Source organism: Butyrivibrio sp. ob235, from assembly GCF_900109475.1.
GTDB lineage: Bacteria > Bacillota > Clostridia > Lachnospirales > Lachnospiraceae > Butyrivibrio.
Genome location: NZ_FOBE01000002.1, coordinates 1 through 20,378, shown reverse-complemented (window position 1 = coordinate 20,378; position 20,378 = coordinate 1). Strand labels below are relative to the sequence as shown.

Sequence of the window (20,378 nt, the reverse complement as noted above, 5' to 3'; positions counted from 1 at the left end):
CTCTGATGTATGATTCTTTTCCCCTCTCTCAGTATGGATTCAGCTGATATAATCATCAATCACTTCTTCGAATGTTCTGTCAAAGCTGTAGGAGTTTTTCCACTCAGGATCCAGCTTATCAAGAAGCATACATTCAAGCATTCCGAGACGATAGTATTTTGCGTTTCCGTCCACGTATTTCGACGCTGTACCAAGGTATTCCTTTTGGTATGTCTCCTCGCCGTTCTCGTATCTCACAGCCAGTGATTCCACATAATATGCGGAGCCTTCCATCATTAAATAAAAATCCTCAGAGCCGTTCACCTGCTCACTAAGAAGTCCCCTCCTCTCCTTAGCTATTTTGCTATATTCTATCGCAATTTCGTTTACATCGCCACTGTTTTCATCAGTAAATATGCGGCTTAATACCTCCATCTCCTTTGAAAACAATCTCTTTGCCTCATTGTCCGAATCAGCGATCTCTGAAAGCTCTGTTTCGGAGAGTACATTCTGCGTAGTCTTTTCGTACAACTTATGATAGGAATTCTGATATGCATGGAAGCCTTCATGCCAGATAACAGCGGAAAGGGGCTCATTATTTACAGTTTCAAGTGTTATCCAGGTATCATATTCGGGAACAACCACTTCAAACTCATCGCCGTCCTGATATATACTTCCGACAAGTCCTCCGTAAACAGCATCTCTCTTGGTATAATTGCACTCGCCGCCGTCATAGCTTACGACAACATCCTTCTCAGAATCCGAAAATGCCACTTTATAATCCAGTGGGCAAAAACCCTTGAAACCCATGTCACCAAGCTCTTCATAATCCTCAGCAACCTTATAGAGCATTTCCCTGTTATTTTCCTTAAGTCCCCTCTCGGTTGTTGCAAAACCCGAAACCACCAGAGTTGCTCCAACCAACATATATATTACAAATCCCGCTTTTTTCATCATCTTATGCTTCCTCTCTTCTCAAGATCATTACCATAAGTCCTGCTACCCAGATCACTAAAAATGCCATTATGATCACATGAATATTTAAAGGTTTTTCCTGAACCAGATTGCCTGCCTGATTACTGATGCCGGCAAGATCCGGAATGAGCATTACCGCTCTCTTTATTACTGCTCCGCCGACTCCCGTAAGTGTTGCGGTCAAAAGCTTAAGTGCATCTCTAAGTGCTCCGAAGACCAGAATGATTACCATTATCGTTCCTGTAAAAAGTGTGGGTATCCTGATTGAAAGCGCCGATGTGAGCATGCAGATACAAGCCGAATAGATCATCATGAAAACCGTTGCCATCGCTATTCTTCCAAGGATATTTGAATATCCGTTTACTACAGCGAATACTCCGAGTGTAGCATATAATATAATTCCGGAGATCCAGGACACCACTATATTGCCTGCTGCAAGGCACATGTGATATCTGCTCTGGCTGATTCCTCTTGACCAAATCAGATGACTTGTTCTTCTCTCATACTCCTGTGGAATTGTTGAACATGAGATTGCAAGAGCTATCGCACCATTAAGGAAATTCAGAACGTTTATAAGTATGGGAAGAAGCACATGATAATCCTTTATACTTTTTCCTCCGATAGTGAGGCTACCCATATCTGTTGAAAAAACAGCTACCACAATAATTCCCAGTGCCATTGTCACATATAACATCTTTTTGCGGATTTTCTCTCTTATTACGTTAACTACGATTTCCATGATTATTCCTCTCCTACAAGTCTCACAAATTTATCTTCAAGTCTCTCTTCGCTTTCGCCTTTGGTCCAGGTATCTATCACTTTTCCCTTTTTCATGATCACGCCTCTGTCACAAACAGCCTCTATATCATGCAGTATGTGGGAGTTGATAATAACTGTCTTTCCCTCTTCCTTAAGTCTTTTCAGAAGTTCAAGATTATGTTTTCTTCCAAGTGCATCAAGTCCAGCTGTGGGTTCATCAAGAATCAGGATGTCCGGATCAGAGATCAGTGCCTGTGCAAGTGCCAGTCTCTGGATCATACCTTTTGAATAGTTCTTTACCTTAATCTTGTTATCCGATAGTCCTGTAAGTTCCAAAAGGCCTTTAAGATATGCTGTATCTTTTTTGGATTTGTCACCTTCTATTCCCGCGTAATATTTCATCACTTCCATTGCTGTCAGATATTCGGGAAAATACGGTGTCTCCGGTGAATAGCCAATCTTCGCTCCGCTCTCAATCTCTATATCTCCTGAGCTTGCCTTTGCAAGTCCCAGTATCATTTTTATTGTGGTGGTCTTACCTGCTCCGTTTGCTCCAAGTAGTGCAAACACCTCGCCTTTTTTAATATTCAGTGACAAGTCATTTACTGCCGTCATCTCCTTATATGTCTTTTTTACATTTTTCAAAACCATTATGTCGCTCATCTGTCTTGCTCCTCCTTACAGTTCATATAGTAACAGGGCAAATAAAAGTCTCCTTAAAGCCAACCTAAAGATTTCCTAAAGATTTTTCATTCCCGGAAAAATGTATTCGCGCAAAAAAAGAGATGTCCAATATAATGAACATCTCCTTTTAAACAATTTCTAATTTTTCCTGCGCCGTTTTTCCCAACAATCCCGGTAACTGTTCCGTCCGGTATTTCCATTGAAACATCCAGCCTAAAACTGCCGTAGTTTTTAACAAGATTATCAACTTTAACCATCAGTTTTCCTCCAATATGATCTGTACAATCTCAAGAATATCCTCTTTGGTAAGTCCAACCGCGCTTGCCTTCTGCACTGCTGCCGCAAAGTCATCCTCCACTGTCTTCCTTCTCGCCTCCATGGCAAGAGACTTATCAGTTGCAGCGACGTAGGTTCCTTTGCCGTGAACCGTTACGACAAAACCTTCTTCTTCCAGCCTGTCATAGGCTTTTTTTACAGTTAAAGCACTTATCCTAAGCTCTCCTGATAATGCCCTGACAGAAGGAAGGGCTTCATCCTCCGCAAGTTCGCCGCTTATTATTTCATTCTTCACCTGATTCACAAGCTGTTCGTATATTGGCACCATCGAGGTGTTATTTAAAATGATATGCATATCACCATCCTCCATAAACAGCATATAACAGTATATAACTGTTGTCAACTGTTATATACTGTTATACTTAAAATTTTTTATCAAGAGAGTGTTTACATCTGCATCTTGTCAGCTGTTTTCATCATAAACTATGACTTTATCCGTGAGCTTCCTGCTCATTTCATGCCTGGCTTTTCGATTCGCAACTGTATCGAATATAATTGAAAAATCGTAATCTTCAGGGTAAAGTTCCTCTGCCTTTACATGCAGTTTTACTCTCTTGTGGTTTATGTAGATTTTCTTGTTTGGCAGCTGCACCCTCAGAATTCCCTTTTTATTTATGGGCTCGCATACAATACCTATCTTCTTGTCGGGATATATCATAACGCTGTCGCCAATACTGAATTTCTGTTCCAGCTCTGCGGTGGAATGTATTCTCTTTGCCTTGACGATTTTTCCGGTGCCTCGTTTTCTTATTGCATTCTTTTTACACGAAAACTCATAGTCCTTGCCATATGCGGCCTTGGCTGCAACCTTCAGCATCTCTTCAGGCATACCGAGCCTCTCTGCAATATAAAATGCGCAGCTCTCTCCGGCTTCTCCGATTATCATCTCATAGGTCGGGCGAAGCGTCTCCTTATCAAACGCCATCCTCGCATTCACAATATGCTCAGCCCTTGAGGCATATTCCTTGATCTCCGGATAATGAGTTGTCACAAGGAAGTTCGCGCCGCTCTTTCTAAGCTCCTCCAATATCGCAACAGCAATTCCCATTCCCTCTGCAGGATCTGTTCCAGAACCAAGCTCGTCCATGATTACAAGGCTTTCCTGATTTACATTTCCGAGTATATCAAGAACATTTTTAATATGAGCCGAAAAAGTCGACAGGTTTTCGGAAAGATTCTGACCGTCTCCAATGTCCGACAAATAATTGCTGTTCATGCAGATATCTGCCTCCCTGCAGGGGACATGAAGTCCGCACTGAGCCATGTAGCAGCTCAGCATGACAGTTTTGATGGCAACAGTCTTTCCGCCGGTGTTCGGTCCAGTTATCACAATTCCGTTTACCCCTTCATCTCCAAGTGAAAAATCCAGCGGAACATTTACCTCTTTATCCATTAGCGGATGCCTTGCTTTAGTAAGTTTTATGCGCCTTTCAAGATTTATGGCAGGTTTGATGCAATCAAGATCAATGCTTAGCTTCCCCTTCGAAAAAACGTAATCAAGCTTCTCCATCATCTTGATGTTTTCTTCCATTATCGGAGCAACATCCGACACCATCGCCGTAAGGATATACAGTATCTTGTAAACCTCGTTCTCCTCATCTATACGAAGAAGTTCCAGTTCCTCGTAACACTTCGACAGACCTACGGGCTCAACAAAGAGCGTATTTCCGGTCGCAGATTTATCAATCACACTTCCCGGTATCTTAGCTTTACATTCTTTCTTCACCGGAACGCATACTCTGCCGTTTCTCATTGTGTAGTAGGAATCCGCCATGTATGTCTTGTTCTTCCTGATGATCTGCTCAGCCTTCTGCTTCATGGATTCTTCCATGGTTGTTATGCGATTCCTGATCTCATAAAGTTCTTTTGTTGCCCTGTCATCCACCTCTTCATTTCTTATCTGTCTGCAGATTTCATCTTTTAACTCATAAAGTGGATTTAAATTTTCATCATAATATGCAAGTGAATTTTCATACTGTTTACCGCGTGACAGATAGTCCATCATCCTCTCTACTGCAACAAGAACCTTTTCAACTCTCTCAAGCTGATAGGGTGTAAGGCTACTCCCTGTGTCAGCTATCGTTAGAATCTCTCTTATCTCAGTGACATTCTGCACCGGAGGATTTCCCAGCTTTTCTATCAGTTTTCGGCTATCCGTGGTATCCTGAAGTTCCTTTCTAAGCTCCCTTTCATTTAATATGATGTCAGCCTCTCTTATCTTTTCCTTTGCATAATCTGTACTTGTGAGCTCTGCCCACATATTTTTAATCTTATCGAATTCAATTTGTGTTTGTGTATTCATTTTTCCCTCCGGTCACCCTCACGGTAACCTCTCATCATTCAAGCAGATTCCTAAACACCTAGGTGCTGTTCAAATATCTGCATAAAACCTTCCTGCACTTTTCCTCCTAAACGACAAAAAACCATGATATCTTACGCCAAAGATATCATGGTTCATAAATAAACATATCAAAAAATGACCTCATAAAATGCGGCTCTTTCCCATAATATTATTAAGCGTAATCTAATAAGCCGGTAGTTTTCACCACAGACTCACAAATATTGATTCATTGAATCTTTTGCTCATTGCAATATCACGAGGCCGTATTGCAATGAAATTAGTTCACCACGCTTAACATAAAGCTCCTCTTTTTATATTATGGTTAAGCACATTTTATGCTCTGATTCGAATATATTACTCTAAAACCTGTATGTCAACATACAGTCCTACAAATTAAAAGTTTTAATAGTATAGGAAATAAGATACATAATCAGTACAGCAACAACGCCAAGAAGTATGTACTTTTTCCTACTGTTATCAATTTTACTGGGATTATTCAATCGGTCCTGATCAGCAATAAATGCCGGATAGTTGTCCGGTTTTACAACAGGTACAAATCCATCTGTTATTGCACTGCCATACCAGGTAGTTCCCGCATTAGCACTTACAAATCCGCTGAATGTATTTATATTCTGAAGATCATTACATTCTTTTGCTGCCTTATACAGATAAAAATGTCTTTTTACTTCATCAAGCGGTCTTTCATACGCGCTTCCAAAGAGCTGATATATATGCTCCATATCATGATTTATATAATAATTCGCGTAATCTCCATAGGTCTGAATATCAGAATAAGCCTTTTGAACATAGCTTGCCTGAGATGCCTTTGGATGCAGAATTCTCGCATCATTGGCACAGCCAATAACCTCATCCATATCCATGTAATACAGCGCAATAAGCTGCTTTAAATAAAGAGCCAGAATCATATCGTTTGCGGTAGTACATGAATCCTGCATAAGGCTCAGCATTTTTGATGCCCTTGTAATATCTCCCATGTAGTAAAGGCCAATGCCCATATTATAGTGAACCTTGCTCCAAAGTATCTGCTTTTTCAGCATCATTGGAATAAAATTCACATAGCGGGATAGCCCCTTATCCGGGTAACATTCCCTGAAAAGGTACGTATTAAGCTCTCTATAAAGAATTTTTCTTTGCTTAAGATACGAAAGAATAACTACTAAAGTCAGCGAAAGAATAATCAGTGACAGGAAAATGTTTTCATCTATAAAAATATCCTTTATCATCAGATAAAACAGTTCAGTAAAAAGAACTATATAAAATGCATTCCTGACATTTTTAAACTTAGTTGCGCAGTTATCAACAAACTCCTTCTCCCCGGAATACTGGTTCACATCAACTATCTCCAGTATCTTTTCATACTCCTCTTTGTTACTCATTTTTATTTCCTCCAACATTTAATATAATTTAATCTATTTCCATGGTCTTACTTTACCGATCCAGCCGTTCTCATTCCAGTATTTAAAGTCGGTGTATTCGGGATTCTTTTTACCGAGGCTCGTTTGCAGCATCCTTACTATATAGAACTTTGCTTTCACTATAACATTTGTATTACCCGGTTTATTATAATCAATGGCATGGATTTTTTTTGCAACACTGCTTAGCTTCTTTTGGATGGAAGCTTTCCTCTTGTCCTCGATCTTGTTCCAGTCAATTTCAGACATTAATTTGAAGCTTACGACTTTGATGGTCGAAATGCCCCACCAGGAAAGACTGTCCTTAATATCCTTTGCTGTGGATCGTCCACCCGCTCCCAGGCACTGTGTGATTATCACTGCCCGCTTTCCGAACATTTCCTTTGCCGGGCGGTGAGGCATCCACCGATAACCGAAATGGTCAAGCATAGCCTTCATTGCGCCGGTTGTATGGAAAACATATGCCGGTGATGCAAAAACCAGCAAATCCGCTTCAAGCAAAGACTTCTCTATCTTCTGCACCTTTTCAGCGTCCTTGCAGAGATTCTGATTATTCCTGAAACACGCAGTACAACCCGTGCAGAACCCCGGACCATCTTTGGGAAGATAGTATTCCGTAATCTCTGAATCGTCTCTGAACTGCTCTAAAAATATTTCCTTCATTCTGTATGTAACACCGTGTTTTTCGGTTCCGTTTATCACTGTAATCTTCATTTTGTATTTCTCCGCGATCTCTTCTTGTTATCCTGACTTGGTTTTTCATCTCTTGCGTACAGTTTGTTGAACTGCCTGATGTGTGCTTCCATCGTCTTAAGTGCCTCTTCCTCACGCTCTGGTTCTCGATCGCATATGGTCAGAAGCATATATATCGGCGCGTAAAAACGAATAGTCAAGCTCTACATCCTTGTATTTTTCCGGATTACTGTATATGTCTTCAACTGTTTTAATATGGTCATATACTCTCTTATTTTGCCTCTCTATCTTCCTTATACCAAATCACCAAAGCAGCTATAAAAATAATTCCAAAGTATATATACGCTGTATTTGAATTCGGGTAAGAATCAAATAGTTTATTCCAATCGTAAATTGCGCCTATGGAATTTATAAAAGAATGATAAATGGCACATGCCAGGACGCTCTTCGTTGATTTATAAATCGCAGCAGCTACAAAAGCCCATACAAATATGTTTATAGCAAAACCAATCATGCTATCGCCATAGTGGTTGGAAGTTGGCTGTAACCATATCGGAAAATGCCATACACACCAAATCACCGCCACAATAGTAGTTGCAACCGGAAAAGGGAATCTTTTTTCCAGCATAGGCTGCAAAAAGCCACGCCAGCCGGTTTCCTCCGCAAATCCAACGAATGGAAGCATGATAAGAAACCCCAGCGGCATCATGTACAATGGAGAACCGTTTAGTTCACCGCAAAATATAGCAAATAATAACGCGCACAGGCAAAACAAGCCAGTGATCAAAACTGTTTTTATTATCTTTGGCGTATACAAAAAACGTTTTATAAATTCTTTTACTGTGATTTTTTCTTCTTTCCTAAGTAGGATAAACAGAGCTATCACCGGTCCCGGTGTTGTAAAAAGAATTCCTATAGCTGCATACATCACATATGAAAAAGACAGTTTTCCTGTTTCCGCATTATTTATTGAGGCTGGCTCAAGTATCAGCATTAGTAATTCAAAAAATACACTTAAAAATAATATCCAACCAAGATAATCTATTATTGGGGCTTTCTTTTTTTCATCAACCCACATTTTCTTGCCCTTTCATAATCCCTGAAATCAACGTATCTACGCCATATGCAAAACTTTCATCCAAAGAAATTTCATCTCCAAAACTACCATGTAATTCCAGCATCGAAAATCCTTCCACAAAGCCTCGCAGGCTTCGTAGCACATGCATTTTATTGACTTCGCCAAACTCAAGAGAATCCAAAATAGAATACAATGATGATATAACCCCTTTTGTAATTTCATGGTTCAGTTCAGATGTATATGAATTGTGCCAGCATATTGCCTCAAAAACTCCGGGATGATCATGAGCGAATTCACGAAGCGCATAACACATTGCTTTTAATCCATCTTCCCGTGATTTCCCTACCGCTGATTTAGCAATCTTTATATCAATATTGTTCCAACCATATATTATGATTGCCTCTTTTATTTCATCCAAACCGCCTTGAAAATGCTTATACAAAGATGGCGGCTTTATGCCTAATCTATCAGCAATAGTTTTTATAGAAAGATTCTGAAAACCATCTTTGTCTATCATTTCAACACACACTTCAATAATTTCCTGTTTTCTGGACATTTTTTCTCCTTGCTAATCTATTTAGCTTATAGGCTAATTCTATTAGCCTACAGATTAGCACAGAGTATTAATACTGTCAAACCAACTATCTTTACAGGGCAAAAAGAAATGAACCACTTTCGACACGCAAAAAGACCCGGTACAATGTACCGAGCCTCCTGAAATGTGCCTAAGAAACGATTATTTCTTTCAAAAAGTCCAAGCAAGTATTATTGTAAGATTATATGGAATTTTATTTGTATCCCGATGTTCTTTTCAAAACATCTTTACACCAATCCAATAGCAAATCTAATTTCTGATCTATGTTCTCATAAGTAACATCTTCCAAAAAACATTCCCAAACCTGAAGATCAATTCCTTTAACCATAGATGCCACCTCAGATTTTGTCTCAATAAAGTTGTTATCTTCTAGATAATAAAGATTCTGAAGAATAAAGAAAATGTCTCTTTTAACTAAGGGCATTTTATTAACGTTCTTTTCCATTTCAGAATGAATACGTCTGTGACAAAGCATATGATATAAATTTCCGACACTCATCTTGATATAGTCCGCCACATCCTTTTTACTGTAATTTGGCACTATACACTTAAGTTTGCCATATATATCCGAAGTGGTATGAAGTATATGACAGATTTCTTCAGGAAACCAATTTAATAATTCGTCCCTTCCACATACAAATCCGCATGCTCGCTCATATTCTCCAAGATCTAACAATATCTGACGATAAGAGTTCAAATCTTCGGCATGTACTTCATCGAATACAAGCATAATATCAATATCACTCTCAGGTGTAGCTTCGCCTCTAAGATAACTTCCCTGAAGCCCAACATATAAAAGCCTTTTGCCAAACTTCATTTTTAATTCTTCTGTTAATCTTTGCGTATAATCTTTTATGTCCACTAGATTATTCATCTGAAAGTCTAAAACCTCCTATCCAAACAGCATATCCGCTACCTTTTCCAGTTCTCTGCGTTCCTGCGAATCCTCATATCCGCTTTCCCTGTCATCGATACCCTTTACCGGATCAATCGAAAACAGACCGTCCCGGTTGCAGTAAAAGAAGATTCTTCTGACTCCGCTGATCTTAAATCTTGCTTCAGCGTTCCCTTCCGGGTAGAGCTTCACCATCTGCATATCATCGGATGACGCCGCCGCCACAAACGAAATGTAATGCTCCTTCGTCATGCTGTGATCAATCCGCACATAATACTCATCCTCCACGCGCTCGACAAAAACCATGTGCTGTTCATCTGAAGGTTCTGCCTCTAAGGGTATAAGCTGGATCCCATGGCAATGGATTGCCGCCTCACCCATGCTGTGTATCACATTCCCGCAGACCGGGCAGACATAAAACTTTGACCTCAGCATATTTGCGGATACATTCGCATTATGAATAGTATTGCCTGATATCAGCTCCGTCACCGAAATGCTGAATGACTCTGCAATCGGCTCCAAAAGAGTAATGTCCGGAAAGCCCTTGGCAGTTTCCCATTTTGACACGCTTTTATCGCTCACTCCCAGCTTTTCCGCCAGCTCGCTCTGTGTCATTTTGTTCTTTTCCCGCAGTTCCTTAATAACTGCGCCTGTAACATATTGGTTCATATTCGTTCTCACCTCCATACACAGATTGTATATCAGCACCAAAAAGTAAGGTACCTACGGAGAGTAGAGTCGGATGGATTATCTTCAAATACAAGAGTAATTGCAGGATATGCTATTCCAGGCGCATATCAAAAGCCTTTTTTGATGCTCCGTTAAAGCCTTTATTTTCGTAAAACCGATGTGCTCCAGTACGGGCTATTCCGCTCTGAAGTATAGCTTTATAGCAGTGCTGATCCTTGGCAAAGGCAACAGCCATATCTATGACTTTTGAAGCCAATCCGCAATTTCTATACTCTTTATCTGTGACCACATTTTCGATGAAGCAAATGCCTCTATTTCCACGAGTTAGGTTCGGAATGTAAACGGCATAACAGGTAGAAACAACTTTACCATTATCAATTGCACCAAAATATTGAATATTTGGATTCTCTTCTATTTCCTTCCAGACCCTTTCGCTTTGCTCAAAAGCGCACTGTTTATCGTCTTCATCCAGTTGCTGGTATAATTCAAGCAAAGACGGCAAATCTGAAATGGTTAGCTGTCTGAATTCCAATCCAGGTTTCATCCCCCAAAGCCCGTAGGGATCACGTTTTAACTCATTTTCATACAATGAAACCACAGACCAGATATCGAAAAACATCACCTTGCACTTGCCTATTGACATTTCTTTTATGAGTCCTTTTTCATAGGCCATATCCTGAATCTTGTACCATGCCTTTACAGGAGGGTGTCCGGCTTCCATAAACCACTCTTCCGGAGGATATTTTCGGTTAATCTCTTCACTTGGCTCAAACTGCTTGTTTATATCCTCCGGTGTGATACCTTCCACATAATGCATTGCAGTAAGTTTATAAATATCGACACCAAGTAAAAGTGCCTTACCTCCATTGTGGATTGGATAATCAAGTCCACTTGTCACCGCTTCTTTTCCATGCTTTCCCCAGCCTGATGTGCTTATGGTATCTTGGCCTGTGTAGGTATCAGGAAGTTTTCTGAATGTGTCTGCAACGATTCCCATTGCCGTTCTGTCTGCATCTGATGGAAGCACCTTTATCTTAACTGTAACTCCCATCTTCCTGTCATCATCTGAAAGAGGAAGTTCTTTACTAAGACGAAGTGCAGGCATGAAAAGACTGCCCTCTTCTGTAACTATATCTTTTAATGTGTCTATCACGGTTTCTGCACCGCCCTCAAGTTCACCAAAACTACTGAGTGAAGAATGCACTTCCAAAGTCATTCCCTTCGTAACTCCAAGCGCTAAAAGTGATTCTTTTAATTCTTTCTTTGTAACCATCATCAGAATGCTCCCAAAAGTATTGAAAACTCGATTTCCATTACTATATATCTCATTTTATCCTATCATTTGAATTCTTTAATAAGGGCAATTAAATCAGTATTTTTTCCTCAATTGATAATACACCACTTTATCTATTGCAATCTGAATAATTAACAATCCAAACAAATACCAAACTATAGTCTTATGGTTGATAATCACTCCTGCTTTTCCAAGAATAGCGAATGTCACCTCGGAAATGCATATCAAGAAAAAAATGATATTATAAGCTATTCTACCCGTTTTGTCGCGTAGTTTCTCGTTCAATTCATCATGTAGACAAATATCTTCCTGTTCCTTAATTTCACTGTATCTTTTCTGGTTTTTGGGAGCAGACCAGTAAAAATGCTTTACAATCCATCCAATACCGGGTCCTAAAGCGCCTCCCGCCAACCCCCAGAGCAAGCCGTCTACTGCACCCTCGGTAAAAATCGCTGCTAGAACAAAGCAACTTCCAACGAGTATACATAAAACACCTTTATTAAGATCACTTATTTTCATCGTTTCCACCTCCCTTATGAATAAAAATATCTTCAATTGTCATTCCAAAATAATCTGCTATGGTAAACGCGAGATCAAGCGATGGATTATACTTACCATTCTCGATTGAACTAATCGTCTGCCTGGAAACTCGGATTATTTTAGCAAATTCCTCCTGGTTTAAACCGCGTTCCTTCCGAAGCTTCTCTACATAATTTTCCAATGCATCTCCTCCAATTGAAATTTGTCAAGTTTCCTTTACATTTTGAATATATCATAGTGTGTCATCCATGTCAAGGTTCCTTTACATTTATTCAGTTATTCATCTCTCAGGTCTTAGATTATTCCTATTAAGATTTGGACCTTGCTGCTCTTTCCTCTTATCAACTATCGCCTGGCTTTCTCTTAGCTTTTGCAAAATGCTTGTTTTAGCCTTTTCAGCTATCTCAGGCTTCTTGGTCTTGTCCCACCACTCCTTGAATGTTTTGAAGGCTTTTGACAAGTCACTATTCCTGCCTTTTTCTTTTGGCTTAAGTGTTTCATCTCCAAAAATCTCCGGGTGGTCTTTCATCTGCTGTTCTACAAAATCGTGCATCTGATCCTGTATCGTTTCTAATCTTTTCTGGTCGAATACTTTTGTCTTTGCCACCTGCTTGCTTAATCCTCGTTTGTATCCCGTCGCTACAGGAACTCCTACTACGTGCATGTGAGGAGAATCTTCATCCAAGTGTGTTACCGCCGATGCGATTTTGAATTCCGGAACTATCTCTTTTACATCATCGAGAATATTTACTTCACTCCAGACTTCCACTTCGATCATTTCTTCGTTATACTCTTCACTTTGAAATAATCGAAGATTATGTTTGCTCACCGAAACCACATCTCGCGTTTTAGTGAGCGAATGCTTTTTACATGAAATGTGAAATGTTACTGTTAGCAGACAAGGTTCTCCCATTCTACAAGGCATGGTATGAATCCTCTGATTGCGAATACCTTCTACACACCGATGAAAACAAAAAGTTCACCTACAGAAATTATAAAGACAGCTACTGGACACCACTAATTGAAAATCTTGGGATGGAGCACACTCCTCATGATACAAGACACGCCTGCATATCAATGCTGGCAGAAGCTCATGTGGATCCTACAATGATAAAGAAAATCGTAGGACACTCCGGGGCGATGTCTCTGACAGAGAAAGTGTACACCCACCTTGATATCCAGTCTCTGGTAGAAGCAATCAACAAGCTTCACTAGACTCGAAAAAACCTTGTCAAGTGAACTTGTATGGTTCGTACTAAGCTCGTAGAAAACCTCGCTAAGTACTCTACTCAAACAAAATCTAAGACTTGAGAATTTTGCTATCTACCTGCTGCGTACGGTAGAAAGCTCAGGGCTACTGTATGCTGTTGGTGACAACTTTGTTATTCTTTATTGTCAAACCATTTAGGAACTTTGTGGGACAATCTCACAAGACTACCATCTTTGTAAATTGCAAATCTTCTAAAATCTTCTGTGTTATCATATACCGCAACAAGATTACAAAAGGAGTCCTTGGATAAAAAATACAGGGAGTCTTTTTATTACTACTTTATGCTATTGCTTTAGTTCTTTTGCCAATTAAACAATAGTATGTCACCATGAGCATCAGAAAAGCGCCTATCCATGCAGATACTTCAGAAATGGCAATTCCCTTAAATCCGTTCCTTCCTACCAAAAAGCCAAAGATCAGCCTCATAATGACTTCGAGCCCGCCTGAGAGCATTGGTATAAAGGTATTGCCCAACCCCTGAACAGAGTATCTGTATACAAAAAGCCAGCCCAGGGCAAAAAAACTTATTCCCATGATCGGCATGAAATCGGTACAATAACCGATTATCATGTTGTCAGTCAGCAGCATCCTTGCCAAGCTTCCGGGCACAAATATCATAAGGAGCGATATAGGCACATTCACAAGTGTAGAGAGCATCAGGCCCTGTCTTACTCCTGTGCGTATCCTGTCATATTTGCCAGCGCCCTTATTTTGCCCCACAAAGGTCATCATGGAAAGACCTACGGACATTCCGAACTGCTCAAAGAGTGATGCAAATTTCATGCAGGCTGAATAGGCTGCCACATATGCGCTTCCCATAAGATTTACGAAGTACTGCAATACCATGGCCCCTGCAGCTGTGACCGAATTCATAAGTGCCACAGGAAGTCCTATTTTCATCAGTTCAACCAATATATTCTTTTCATCTGCTATTTCTGACGTGTCTTTTCCCAGGCTCATAAAATCGATGGTTCTAAGCTTTTTAAGGCACAAAAGGTATGATACAAACTGAGAGACCACTGTTGCCACTGCTGCTCCGACAACTCCTGTGCCAAAGGCCATTATGAAAATAATATCAAGCATGATGTTCACGAGTGATGAACAGATCATAGCAGTGAGGGGCGTTCTGGAATCTCCCATTGACTGGAGAATTGTAATCTCAAGGTTATTCATAACCGTCACTACAATTCCCAATAAGATCACAGCAAAATATCTATACGAATCATCAAAGATATCTTCAGGAGTGTTCAAGAACGTCAGCATCTTATTGAGCAAAGAAACGCATACAACAGTAAAGGCTATTCCAAACGTGATACTGAGCTTCTTGGCTGCTCTGATGTATGCATTCAGCATAGCCATATCGTTTTTTCCAAAGTTCTGGGCAAAGGTTATGCCAAATCCTCTGGTCATCCCCACAACAAATCCAAGTATAAGGAAGTTAAGTGTCCCGGTTGCCCCAACAGCAGCCAGCGCCTGATCCGAGATTCCCTTGCCAACTATAATGCTATCCACAAGACTATATAGTTGTTGGAAAAGATTTCCCCATAATAAGGGCAAAAAGAACAGTATGATCTGTTTCATACTGTTTCCTGAGGTCATATTTTGTGTGGTCTGTTCTGTATTTGTCATGGCCGCTCTCTTTGGTCTTTCTCTTGATGTTAATTTTAATAGTTAAGATCATTTAAGTATCCAGGCTATTCCCTTTGCAAGACGCAGATCCGCATCTTTAAAATGATTTCCGGGATTCATTTCAAACGTAGTTTCTATGCCCTTATTCTTGTATTGATCATAAACTTTTCCGGTCTTATCTTCAACTGTGCTAAGAAGCGCGTTGCTAGTGCATGCCTCTCTATCGCCAAGGGAAAAATATATTGTTTTTCACAAATATATATTTACAGCAAACAATTTATTGCTATTTATCGTGTTTACTATGCCCAAATTTACACACCCCTTTTTCCGCGTGTAAAAATGTGTAAATCTTTTCAAATGTTATAGTAATTTTAAGTTATTTTTTGTTAGTTTCAAATCTACCTACTGTATGGAAGAATATAAAAAATTCTCCCTCTCATTTAGTTTTATCCCCTCTACAAACCCACTGAAAATCCCATAAAATCAATGTTTCTCTATTACTAAACATAAAAAAGAGCCATCCAATCGGATGACTCTCTTGTATAATGCTTTGTAATCTCGTATAGAGAGATGATTATCTCTTTGAGAACTTTTTCACTGCCTTAAATGCCTTGTTTTGGACATTTGTATGGCGAGTTGCTGTTTACCTGCTGCGTACGGTAGAAAGCTCAGGGCTACTGTATGCGGCTGGTGGCAACTTTAATAACCGCGATCAAAAATAATACTCTGATTTTACTTTCTACTCATTAAATATATCTGTGAGAAAAATGAAATGGAAAGTTATGACATATGAGCTCTATCCACACTGTCATCTCCCTCACTCCAATAATAGGCCAATACTCCTAAAGGCTTCTGCAATGCTCTCGTCATCATTACTTCCGATCACACACGAGAATTCCTTCTTCAATTCCTCCGGAGCATTTCCCATCAGAAAAGGAAATCCTACAGATCGTAGCATTTCTGCATCATTAAAATGATCACCAAAAGCAACCGCTTTCTCCGGCGGGATGTTCATATACGAGCATACTCGCCTGACTCCGTCGGCCTTTGTAATTCCCTTTCCCATGATTTCAAGAAGAACATCTGAGGATTTAACTATCGACAGCTTTGGAAATCTCTTTTTCAATTCATTTTCTATACCACATATTGCTTCAGGCTCACATATGCAAAGGAGCTTTCCTATGATTGCATCTTTTGGAAGAAGCTCTATGCCGCCCTCTGTTGCACAGACCTCAACGATTTCCTCTTCTGCGCGGACCAGTCGGTCATTCCTGTCATTTACAATCCACAATTCTTCTGAATAGATATTCCATGTACAGTCAATCTTCTCCGCCTCTATATAAGAAATAATATCCCTCGCGTCATCGGCATCAAATCCCTCCGAGTACATTATCTTATCGTTTTCATCAATGATAAGCGCCCCACTATAACAGATCATCGGGCAGGTAAACCCGTATCTTTTAAAAATCGGCCGTACTCCGGATGGCCCTCTTGCTGTCGCAATGACGAAAGGGATATTGGCTTTCTTTAGGGCAAATATTGCATCAAGTGTGCCCTTAAGCATTCTATGTTCACTGTTTAGAATTGTTCCGTCTATATCTGAAAAAACTATTTTGAAATCCATTGATGTCTCTTAACATTTCTTTCTAAAATGAAGTTGTATCGCCGGGTATGAACCGAACACGGGATCAAAGGCATAGCCTGCATTCATTAGCGCAGCTCCGCTAAAGACCTGTCCAATTACATCTGCTTTCTCTCCCGCATCATTTTCCGGAACCTTCTCACAGGATGAGATACAGTTATCGACCTCATACATCGCTTCAGGATCAAGATTTCTCATGCGAACGTATATAACTTCCGGATTGGCTCTCACATCGGTGACCACCAGATTAAGAAGCGCCTCGGACTTATCCTCTGACACAAATCCCCAGGATGTGTAGTACTCTTCGTCAAGTTCATCTGACAGGCGAAGGTACATTCCCCTCTGTATCAGATCATAATATCTGTTAAAAACGTCTATCTGCCGGCGGATCATTGCCTTCTCGTCTGCACTGAGTGTCCTCGGGTCAAGCTCATAGCCAAAGGTTCCCGCCATTGCAACAATTGTTCTTGTCATAAGTGGTACTTCGCGTCCGGTCTGGTGATTGGGCGAAGCAGATACATGACTTCCGATTGTGCTCACCGGATAACCGTAGGTTGTGCCCTTTTGTATTTTCAGACGATTGATTGCCTCGGTGTTGTCAGAACACCATATCTGAGGTGAGTAGAACAGGATTCCAGCATCAAACCTTCCGCCGCCACCTGAACATCCCTCAATCATCACATCAGGGAAACTCTCCCTTAATCTCTCCATCAGCCTGTATGAACCGAGAACAAACCTGTGGGCAACTTCTCCCTGCCTGTCTGCGGAGAGCCCTCTGGAAAAGACATTTGACAGTGATCTGTTGAAGTCCCACTTGATATAGGATATCTTAGCTCTCCTAAGCACCGCTGAAATACTCTCATACAAATATTCTATAACCTCAGGCCTTGACATATCAAGCACCAACTGATCTCTTGCCATCACCGACTTTCTGCCGGGATCAGTGAGTGCCCAGTCGGGATGTGCCCTGTAAAGATCAGAATCCTCATTGACCATCTCCGGTTCAAACCACAGGCCAAATTTCATGCCAAGGCTCTCTACATGATCAGCAATGGCATCCATGCCCTTCTTTAGCTTATCCCTGTTAACCACCCAGTCTCCAAGTCCCGCGTGATCATCATACCTTGCTCCAAACCAGCCGTCATCAAGGACCAGCATCTCACAGCCCGCTTCTTTGGCACAGTCGGCTATATCCATTATCTTGTCATCATCAAAATCAGTAGGTACCCTCCCAGTTATTCATAAGGACAGGGCGCTTAATGTCGCGAAACTCCTTAGGGCATACATTTTCACGGATGATCCTGTGGAAGCGTGTCTGCTGATATGCCTCTCCTGTTCTTGTACTCATAGGGGTTTCCCGAGAACCCTCTGTCCAGTTCCTTGATCAGATACCCCATATCAAAGCCACTCACTCTTTTACCATAGTAGGTGTGAAGAACCATTCCCGGCTCATTTATCTTGATCTGATACTCTGTATTTGCAGTCATCAGGGAAAAGAGCTTGCTCTTTTCATCAAATACTATCGACATATCAAGTTGTGCATCTATGCTATTGCCGCATCAATGTCTTCCTTTAATGTCCCCTCATCCATCTGATGATGAAGAGCATCGAGTCCGTCAAACGAATGCAAATATGGCGAATCTGAAACCCAGTTTTCTGTATCCGTATTAATCGGAACGTTCTATTCACCCCTTCAAAAACATCTTAATTTCAGCGAGTGATCGCTCTCGCACTATATCGTCAGTGGTTATATTCACATAAAACTTTCCGTCCCGCCAAGAAGAATACTGCATAAAAAGATCCTGCGAATACATGGTCTCAAACTTGCGAATATCCTCGTATCTGCGGCAGAAGATCTTATCCTGGTATGTATCGTAAAGGAATGGAGCTGTTGTGAACAGTCTGAAATCCACTCTGCTATCCAGGGCCGCCAACATCATAGGGATTGTTCCCATATAGCCTGATTCGATCACCACAATCCTGTTCTGTTTAATGGTTCCGAGCATATCAGAAAGAATCTTTTTCAATTCCGGGTATTCATCAAGTGCTTCGAGTATTTCTTCTCGGCAGAAAGGAAAATATCTATCATACGAAACATGGCCTTTTTCAAGCGCCCCATAAAGAGGAATACGGATATCATCATCCATGTCATCTATTTCTGTAATTTCCCTCAGAAATTTGCGGCTGATCAGCCACGGATAGAGATTATCCCGATTCTTGCTGCGGAAGTATATATACGGGAGCAATGCATCCCTCATCAAAAATACATATGCTGTATCTTCATCATATCTGATCCATTCACTGTACTTGTATATTTCTTCAAGGAACGGATTGGCGGAAACGCTGCCTACCTTGCCTGCTTCTGATAATAATTGTCCAAGCAGTTCTTCAAGTTCATACTCCTCCTTGCTGTAAACAGTATCCGCTAACCTTTCGTAATCAATCGGAAAAGGCGCTACCCCGTTTTTATGGAGGACCTCCCTCAATCTTGTCAGACATGAGAAATCTTCTTCCATACAATCATTCAGATTTGTGTATCCTTCATCTGCTAAATCATCAAGCACCTTCAGCAGTTGCTTTGCTTCGTAAATATCCGCGTCGGAAAGCTGATCTCGCTCATACTTCTCCAACTTTTTGCGGTAATAGTGTTGTTTGTTACTTTACCTGCGTTCTAAATTCTGTTTTTGAATCACTTTATTTAAAGGTGTGGACTTATTTATTCTGGTGCATAATACGCCAGATTATTTAATGCCATGCCTTTTGTGTTATCATGGGAAAGTTACTGACAATAAAAGGCAGGATCCCTCCCCGACCAAAGTTTGGTATCCTGCCTTAGCAACTCCGTACACAGAAGTGTACGAAAACATGCAAGACAATGATAACCCTTTACGTCGAAGAAAACAATCCGATTACACCAGGTTTCTACAACTCTGTCCTAAACAATCTCCAGTTCCATCAGCTCAAATGCCCTTGTGGTCAGTCAGGCTGCCTATCCGTCCATGGTTATTACAACAGATATGTTAAAACCGAGGATGGAAAAGTAATGTTCAGGATCTGCCGTGTGAAATGCGATCAGTGTGGACGCACTCACGCTCTCCTTCTGTCATCAATGGTTCCTTATTCCCAGATATCATTCCAGGATCACCTTCAGATAATCACAGCTCATGAAAAAGAGACGCCTTCAAGCATCACTCTTTCCTCAGCTCTGTCTTTTGACGAGAGCAACTTTAGATACATCATCAGGATGTACCTGAAGCACTGGAAACAACGGCTTATCTCCGAACGTATTTCTGTTGATGGCGAAAGCCTTATAAGCAGCTGTTTTCAATACTTCAAGCGTCAGTTCATGCAGATTAAATGTACTCCAAATATCCTTTTCTTAAATACCACATAACCTGGCACGAACTCTCTCCTGATCCTCCATATACTTAAGAAAAAACGAAAGGAGGATCCGCCATGGATCAGGAAAAACAACAAAACATTGCTCTTATGAGATACTCTGTTATCTCTCCAATCATTTCAGGTCTCTGGGAAGACTACTCATC

The 20,378-nt window shown here is 40.7% G+C and carries 25 protein-coding genes; 2 read left to right on the top strand and 23 right to left on the bottom strand.

The features are described 5' to 3' along the window. Positions 1-39: 39 nt before the first annotated feature. The 17 genes from BMW61_RS02635 to BMW61_RS02555 form a co-directional block, all read right to left on the bottom strand. Positions 40-936, bottom strand: a complete 897-nt coding sequence (locus BMW61_RS02635) for a hypothetical protein (RefSeq protein WP_091819671.1) — start codon at positions 934-936, stop codon at positions 40-42. Between the two features lies 1 nt (position 937). Next, positions 938-1,693: a hypothetical protein gene (locus BMW61_RS02630; protein WP_091819669.1), complete on the bottom strand. Its 756-nt coding sequence runs from the start codon at positions 1,691-1,693 to the stop codon at positions 938-940. 2 nt (positions 1,694-1,695) lie between these two features. Further along, positions 1,696-2,376: an ABC transporter ATP-binding protein gene (locus tag BMW61_RS02625; RefSeq protein WP_091819666.1), complete on the bottom strand. Its 681-nt coding sequence runs from the start codon at positions 2,374-2,376 to the stop codon at positions 1,696-1,698. An 86-nt stretch (positions 2,377-2,462) separates the two neighbouring features. Next, a complete protein-coding gene (locus tag BMW61_RS02620; protein WP_091819664.1) occupies positions 2,463-2,654 on the bottom strand; it encodes a hypothetical protein in 192 nt (63 codons plus the stop codon). Beyond that, positions 2,654-3,028, bottom strand: a complete 375-nt coding sequence (locus BMW61_RS02615) for a GntR family transcriptional regulator (RefSeq protein ID WP_022761284.1) — start codon at positions 3,026-3,028, stop codon at positions 2,654-2,656. The genes BMW61_RS02620 and BMW61_RS02615 overlap by 1 nt, the downstream gene beginning before the upstream one ends. A 108-nt stretch (positions 3,029-3,136) precedes the next feature. Next, on the bottom strand, positions 3,137-5,035 hold the full coding sequence (locus BMW61_RS02610) for an endonuclease MutS2 (protein WP_091819663.1): 1,899 nt from the start codon (positions 5,033-5,035) through the stop codon (positions 3,137-3,139). 425 nt (positions 5,036-5,460) lie between these two features. Beyond that, positions 5,461-6,471: a hypothetical protein gene (locus BMW61_RS02605; protein ID WP_091819661.1), complete on the bottom strand. Its 1,011-nt coding sequence runs from the start codon at positions 6,469-6,471 to the stop codon at positions 5,461-5,463. A 33-nt stretch (positions 6,472-6,504) separates the two neighbouring features. Next, positions 6,505-7,221, bottom strand: a complete 717-nt coding sequence (locus tag BMW61_RS02600) for a flavodoxin family protein (protein ID WP_091819659.1) — start codon at positions 7,219-7,221, stop codon at positions 6,505-6,507. Next, positions 7,218-7,400: a hypothetical protein gene (locus tag BMW61_RS02595; RefSeq protein WP_091819657.1), complete on the bottom strand. Its 183-nt coding sequence runs from the start codon at positions 7,398-7,400 to the stop codon at positions 7,218-7,220. Before BMW61_RS02595 ends, BMW61_RS02600 begins: the two co-directional genes overlap by 4 nt. A gap of 71 nt (positions 7,401-7,471) precedes the next feature. Beyond that, the gene (locus tag BMW61_RS02590; protein ID WP_049946299.1) at positions 7,472-8,278 is read right to left on the bottom strand and encodes a CPBP family intramembrane glutamic endopeptidase; all 807 of its coding nucleotides are present in this window, start codon (positions 8,276-8,278) and stop codon (positions 7,472-7,474) included. After that, positions 8,268-8,834, bottom strand: coding sequence for a TetR/AcrR family transcriptional regulator (locus BMW61_RS02585; RefSeq protein WP_091819656.1), 567 nt, complete (start codon positions 8,832-8,834; stop codon positions 8,268-8,270). The genes BMW61_RS02590 and BMW61_RS02585 overlap by 11 nt, the downstream gene beginning before the upstream one ends. A 232-nt stretch (positions 8,835-9,066) precedes the next feature. Further along, positions 9,067-9,747 carry a nucleotidyltransferase domain-containing protein gene (locus BMW61_RS02580; RefSeq protein ID WP_091819655.1) on the bottom strand — a complete coding sequence of 227 codons (681 nt, stop codon included), beginning with the start codon at positions 9,745-9,747 and terminating at the stop codon, positions 9,067-9,069. Between the two features lie 18 nt (positions 9,748-9,765). Next, a complete protein-coding gene (locus BMW61_RS02575; RefSeq protein ID WP_091819653.1) occupies positions 9,766-10,437 on the bottom strand; it encodes a helix-turn-helix domain-containing protein in 672 nt (223 codons plus the stop codon). Between the two features lie 112 nt (positions 10,438-10,549). Then, positions 10,550-11,734, bottom strand: coding sequence for a GNAT family N-acetyltransferase (locus BMW61_RS02570; protein WP_091819652.1), 1,185 nt, complete (start codon positions 11,732-11,734; stop codon positions 10,550-10,552). A 93-nt stretch (positions 11,735-11,827) separates the two neighbouring features. Beyond that, positions 11,828-12,271, bottom strand: coding sequence for a hypothetical protein (locus BMW61_RS02565; protein ID WP_022761295.1), 444 nt, complete (start codon positions 12,269-12,271; stop codon positions 11,828-11,830). Continuing rightward, positions 12,258-12,473, bottom strand: coding sequence for a helix-turn-helix transcriptional regulator (locus BMW61_RS02560; protein WP_022750258.1), 216 nt, complete (start codon positions 12,471-12,473; stop codon positions 12,258-12,260). The genes BMW61_RS02565 and BMW61_RS02560 overlap by 14 nt, the downstream gene beginning before the upstream one ends. 99 nt (positions 12,474-12,572) lie before the next feature. Continuing rightward, positions 12,573-13,121 (bottom strand): plasmid recombination protein, encoded by a 549-nt coding sequence (locus BMW61_RS02555; RefSeq protein WP_242876591.1) that lies wholly within the window; start codon positions 13,119-13,121, stop codon positions 12,573-12,575. Positions 13,122-13,174: 53 nt separating this feature from the next. Here BMW61_RS02555 and BMW61_RS02550 point away from each other — a divergent pair, with 53 nt between their 5' ends. Further along, positions 13,175-13,507: a tyrosine-type recombinase/integrase gene (locus tag BMW61_RS02550; protein ID WP_026499399.1), complete on the top strand. Its 333-nt coding sequence runs from the start codon at positions 13,175-13,177 to the stop codon at positions 13,505-13,507. Between the two features lie 334 nt (positions 13,508-13,841). Here BMW61_RS02550 and BMW61_RS02545 read toward each other — a convergent pair whose 3' ends face one another. From BMW61_RS02545 to BMW61_RS02520, 6 genes are all read right to left on the bottom strand, one after another. Continuing rightward, a complete protein-coding gene (locus BMW61_RS02545; RefSeq protein ID WP_026499398.1) occupies positions 13,842-15,191 on the bottom strand; it encodes an MATE family efflux transporter in 1,350 nt (449 codons plus the stop codon). Positions 15,192-16,008: 817 nt separating this feature from the next. Continuing rightward, positions 16,009-16,815 carry a Cof-type HAD-IIB family hydrolase gene (locus tag BMW61_RS02535; protein ID WP_091819651.1) on the bottom strand — a complete coding sequence of 269 codons (807 nt, stop codon included), beginning with the start codon at positions 16,813-16,815 and terminating at the stop codon, positions 16,009-16,011. 9 nt (positions 16,816-16,824) lie between these two features. Then, positions 16,825-18,030: an alpha-galactosidase gene (locus BMW61_RS22700; protein WP_091819649.1), complete on the bottom strand. Its 1,206-nt coding sequence runs from the start codon at positions 18,028-18,030 to the stop codon at positions 16,825-16,827. Positions 18,031-18,049: 19 nt separating this feature from the next. Further along, positions 18,050-18,181, bottom strand: coding sequence for an alpha-galactosidase (locus BMW61_RS23025; RefSeq protein ID WP_139176172.1), 132 nt, complete (start codon positions 18,179-18,181; stop codon positions 18,050-18,052). Then, on the bottom strand, positions 18,123-18,362 hold the full coding sequence (locus BMW61_RS02525) for a hypothetical protein (RefSeq protein WP_026499396.1): 240 nt from the start codon (positions 18,360-18,362) through the stop codon (positions 18,123-18,125). Before BMW61_RS02525 ends, BMW61_RS23025 begins: the two co-directional genes overlap by 59 nt. Positions 18,363-18,518: 156 nt before the next feature. Next, complete coding sequence (locus BMW61_RS02520; protein WP_091819647.1) at positions 18,519-19,463, bottom strand: hypothetical protein; 945 nt, start codon at positions 19,461-19,463, stop codon at positions 18,519-18,521. 245 nt (positions 19,464-19,708) lie between these two features. On the opposite strand from BMW61_RS02520, the gene BMW61_RS02515 reads away from it, so the two are divergent. After that, positions 19,709-20,227 (top strand): DUF6431 domain-containing protein, encoded by a 519-nt coding sequence (locus BMW61_RS02515; protein ID WP_139176170.1) that lies wholly within the window; start codon positions 19,709-19,711, stop codon positions 20,225-20,227. Positions 20,228-20,378 lie beyond the last annotated feature (151 nt).

Bases quoted from the DNA above. Each gene is read 5' to 3' on its own strand.
- BMW61_RS02630 (WP_091819669.1), bottom strand. From the start codon at position 1,693: ATGGAAATCGTAGTTAACGTAATAAGAGAGAAAATCCGCAAAAAGATG.
- BMW61_RS02580 (WP_091819655.1), bottom strand. From the start codon at position 9,747: ATGAATAATCTAGTGGACATAAAAGATTATACGCAAAGATTAACAGAA.
- BMW61_RS02575 (WP_091819653.1), bottom strand. From the start codon at position 10,437: ATGAACCAATATGTTACAGGCGCAGTTATTAAGGAACTGCGGGAAAAG.
- BMW61_RS02585 (WP_091819656.1), bottom strand. From the start codon at position 8,834: ATGTCCAGAAAACAGGAAATTATTGAAGTGTGTGTTGAAATGATAGAC.
- BMW61_RS02550 (WP_026499399.1), top strand. From the start codon at position 13,175: ATGTTACTGTTAGCAGACAAGGTTCTCCCATTCTACAAGGCATGGTAT.
- BMW61_RS02615 (WP_022761284.1), bottom strand. From the start codon at position 3,028: ATGCATATCATTTTAAATAACACCTCGATGGTGCCAATATACGAACAG.
- BMW61_RS02605 (WP_091819661.1), bottom strand. From the start codon at position 6,471: ATGAGTAACAAAGAGGAGTATGAAAAGATACTGGAGATAGTTGATGTG.
- BMW61_RS02570 (WP_091819652.1), bottom strand. From the start codon at position 11,734: ATGATGGTTACAAAGAAAGAATTAAAAGAATCACTTTTAGCGCTTGGA.
- BMW61_RS02545 (WP_026499398.1), bottom strand. From the start codon at position 15,191: ATGACAAATACAGAACAGACCACACAAAATATGACCTCAGGAAACAGT.
- BMW61_RS02600 (WP_091819659.1), bottom strand. From the start codon at position 7,221: ATGAAGATTACAGTGATAAACGGAACCGAAAAACACGGTGTTACATAC.
- BMW61_RS02565 (WP_022761295.1), bottom strand. From the start codon at position 12,271: ATGAAAATAAGTGATCTTAATAAAGGTGTTTTATGTATACTCGTTGGA.
- BMW61_RS02590 (WP_049946299.1), bottom strand. From the start codon at position 8,278: ATGTGGGTTGATGAAAAAAAGAAAGCCCCAATAATAGATTATCTTGGT.
- BMW61_RS02635 (WP_091819671.1), bottom strand. From the start codon at position 936: ATGATGAAAAAAGCGGGATTTGTAATATATATGTTGGTTGGAGCAACT.
- BMW61_RS02535 (WP_091819651.1), bottom strand. From the start codon at position 16,815: ATGGATTTCAAAATAGTTTTTTCAGATATAGACGGAACAATTCTAAAC.
- BMW61_RS02625 (WP_091819666.1), bottom strand. From the start codon at position 2,376: ATGAGCGACATAATGGTTTTGAAAAATGTAAAAAAGACATATAAGGAG.
- BMW61_RS02515 (WP_139176170.1), top strand. From the start codon at position 19,709: ATGATAACCCTTTACGTCGAAGAAAACAATCCGATTACACCAGGTTTC.
- BMW61_RS22700 (WP_091819649.1), bottom strand. From the start codon at position 18,030: ATGGATATAGCCGACTGTGCCAAAGAAGCGGGCTGTGAGATGCTGGTC.
- BMW61_RS02620 (WP_091819664.1), bottom strand. From the start codon at position 2,654: ATGGTTAAAGTTGATAATCTTGTTAAAAACTACGGCAGTTTTAGGCTG.
- BMW61_RS02610 (WP_091819663.1), bottom strand. From the start codon at position 5,035: ATGAATACACAAACACAAATTGAATTCGATAAGATTAAAAATATGTGG.
- BMW61_RS23025 (WP_139176172.1), bottom strand. From the start codon at position 18,181: ATGAGTACAAGAACAGGAGAGGCATATCAGCAGACACGCTTCCACAGG.
- BMW61_RS02525 (WP_026499396.1), bottom strand. From the start codon at position 18,362: ATGTCGATAGTATTTGATGAAAAGAGCAAGCTCTTTTCCCTGATGACT.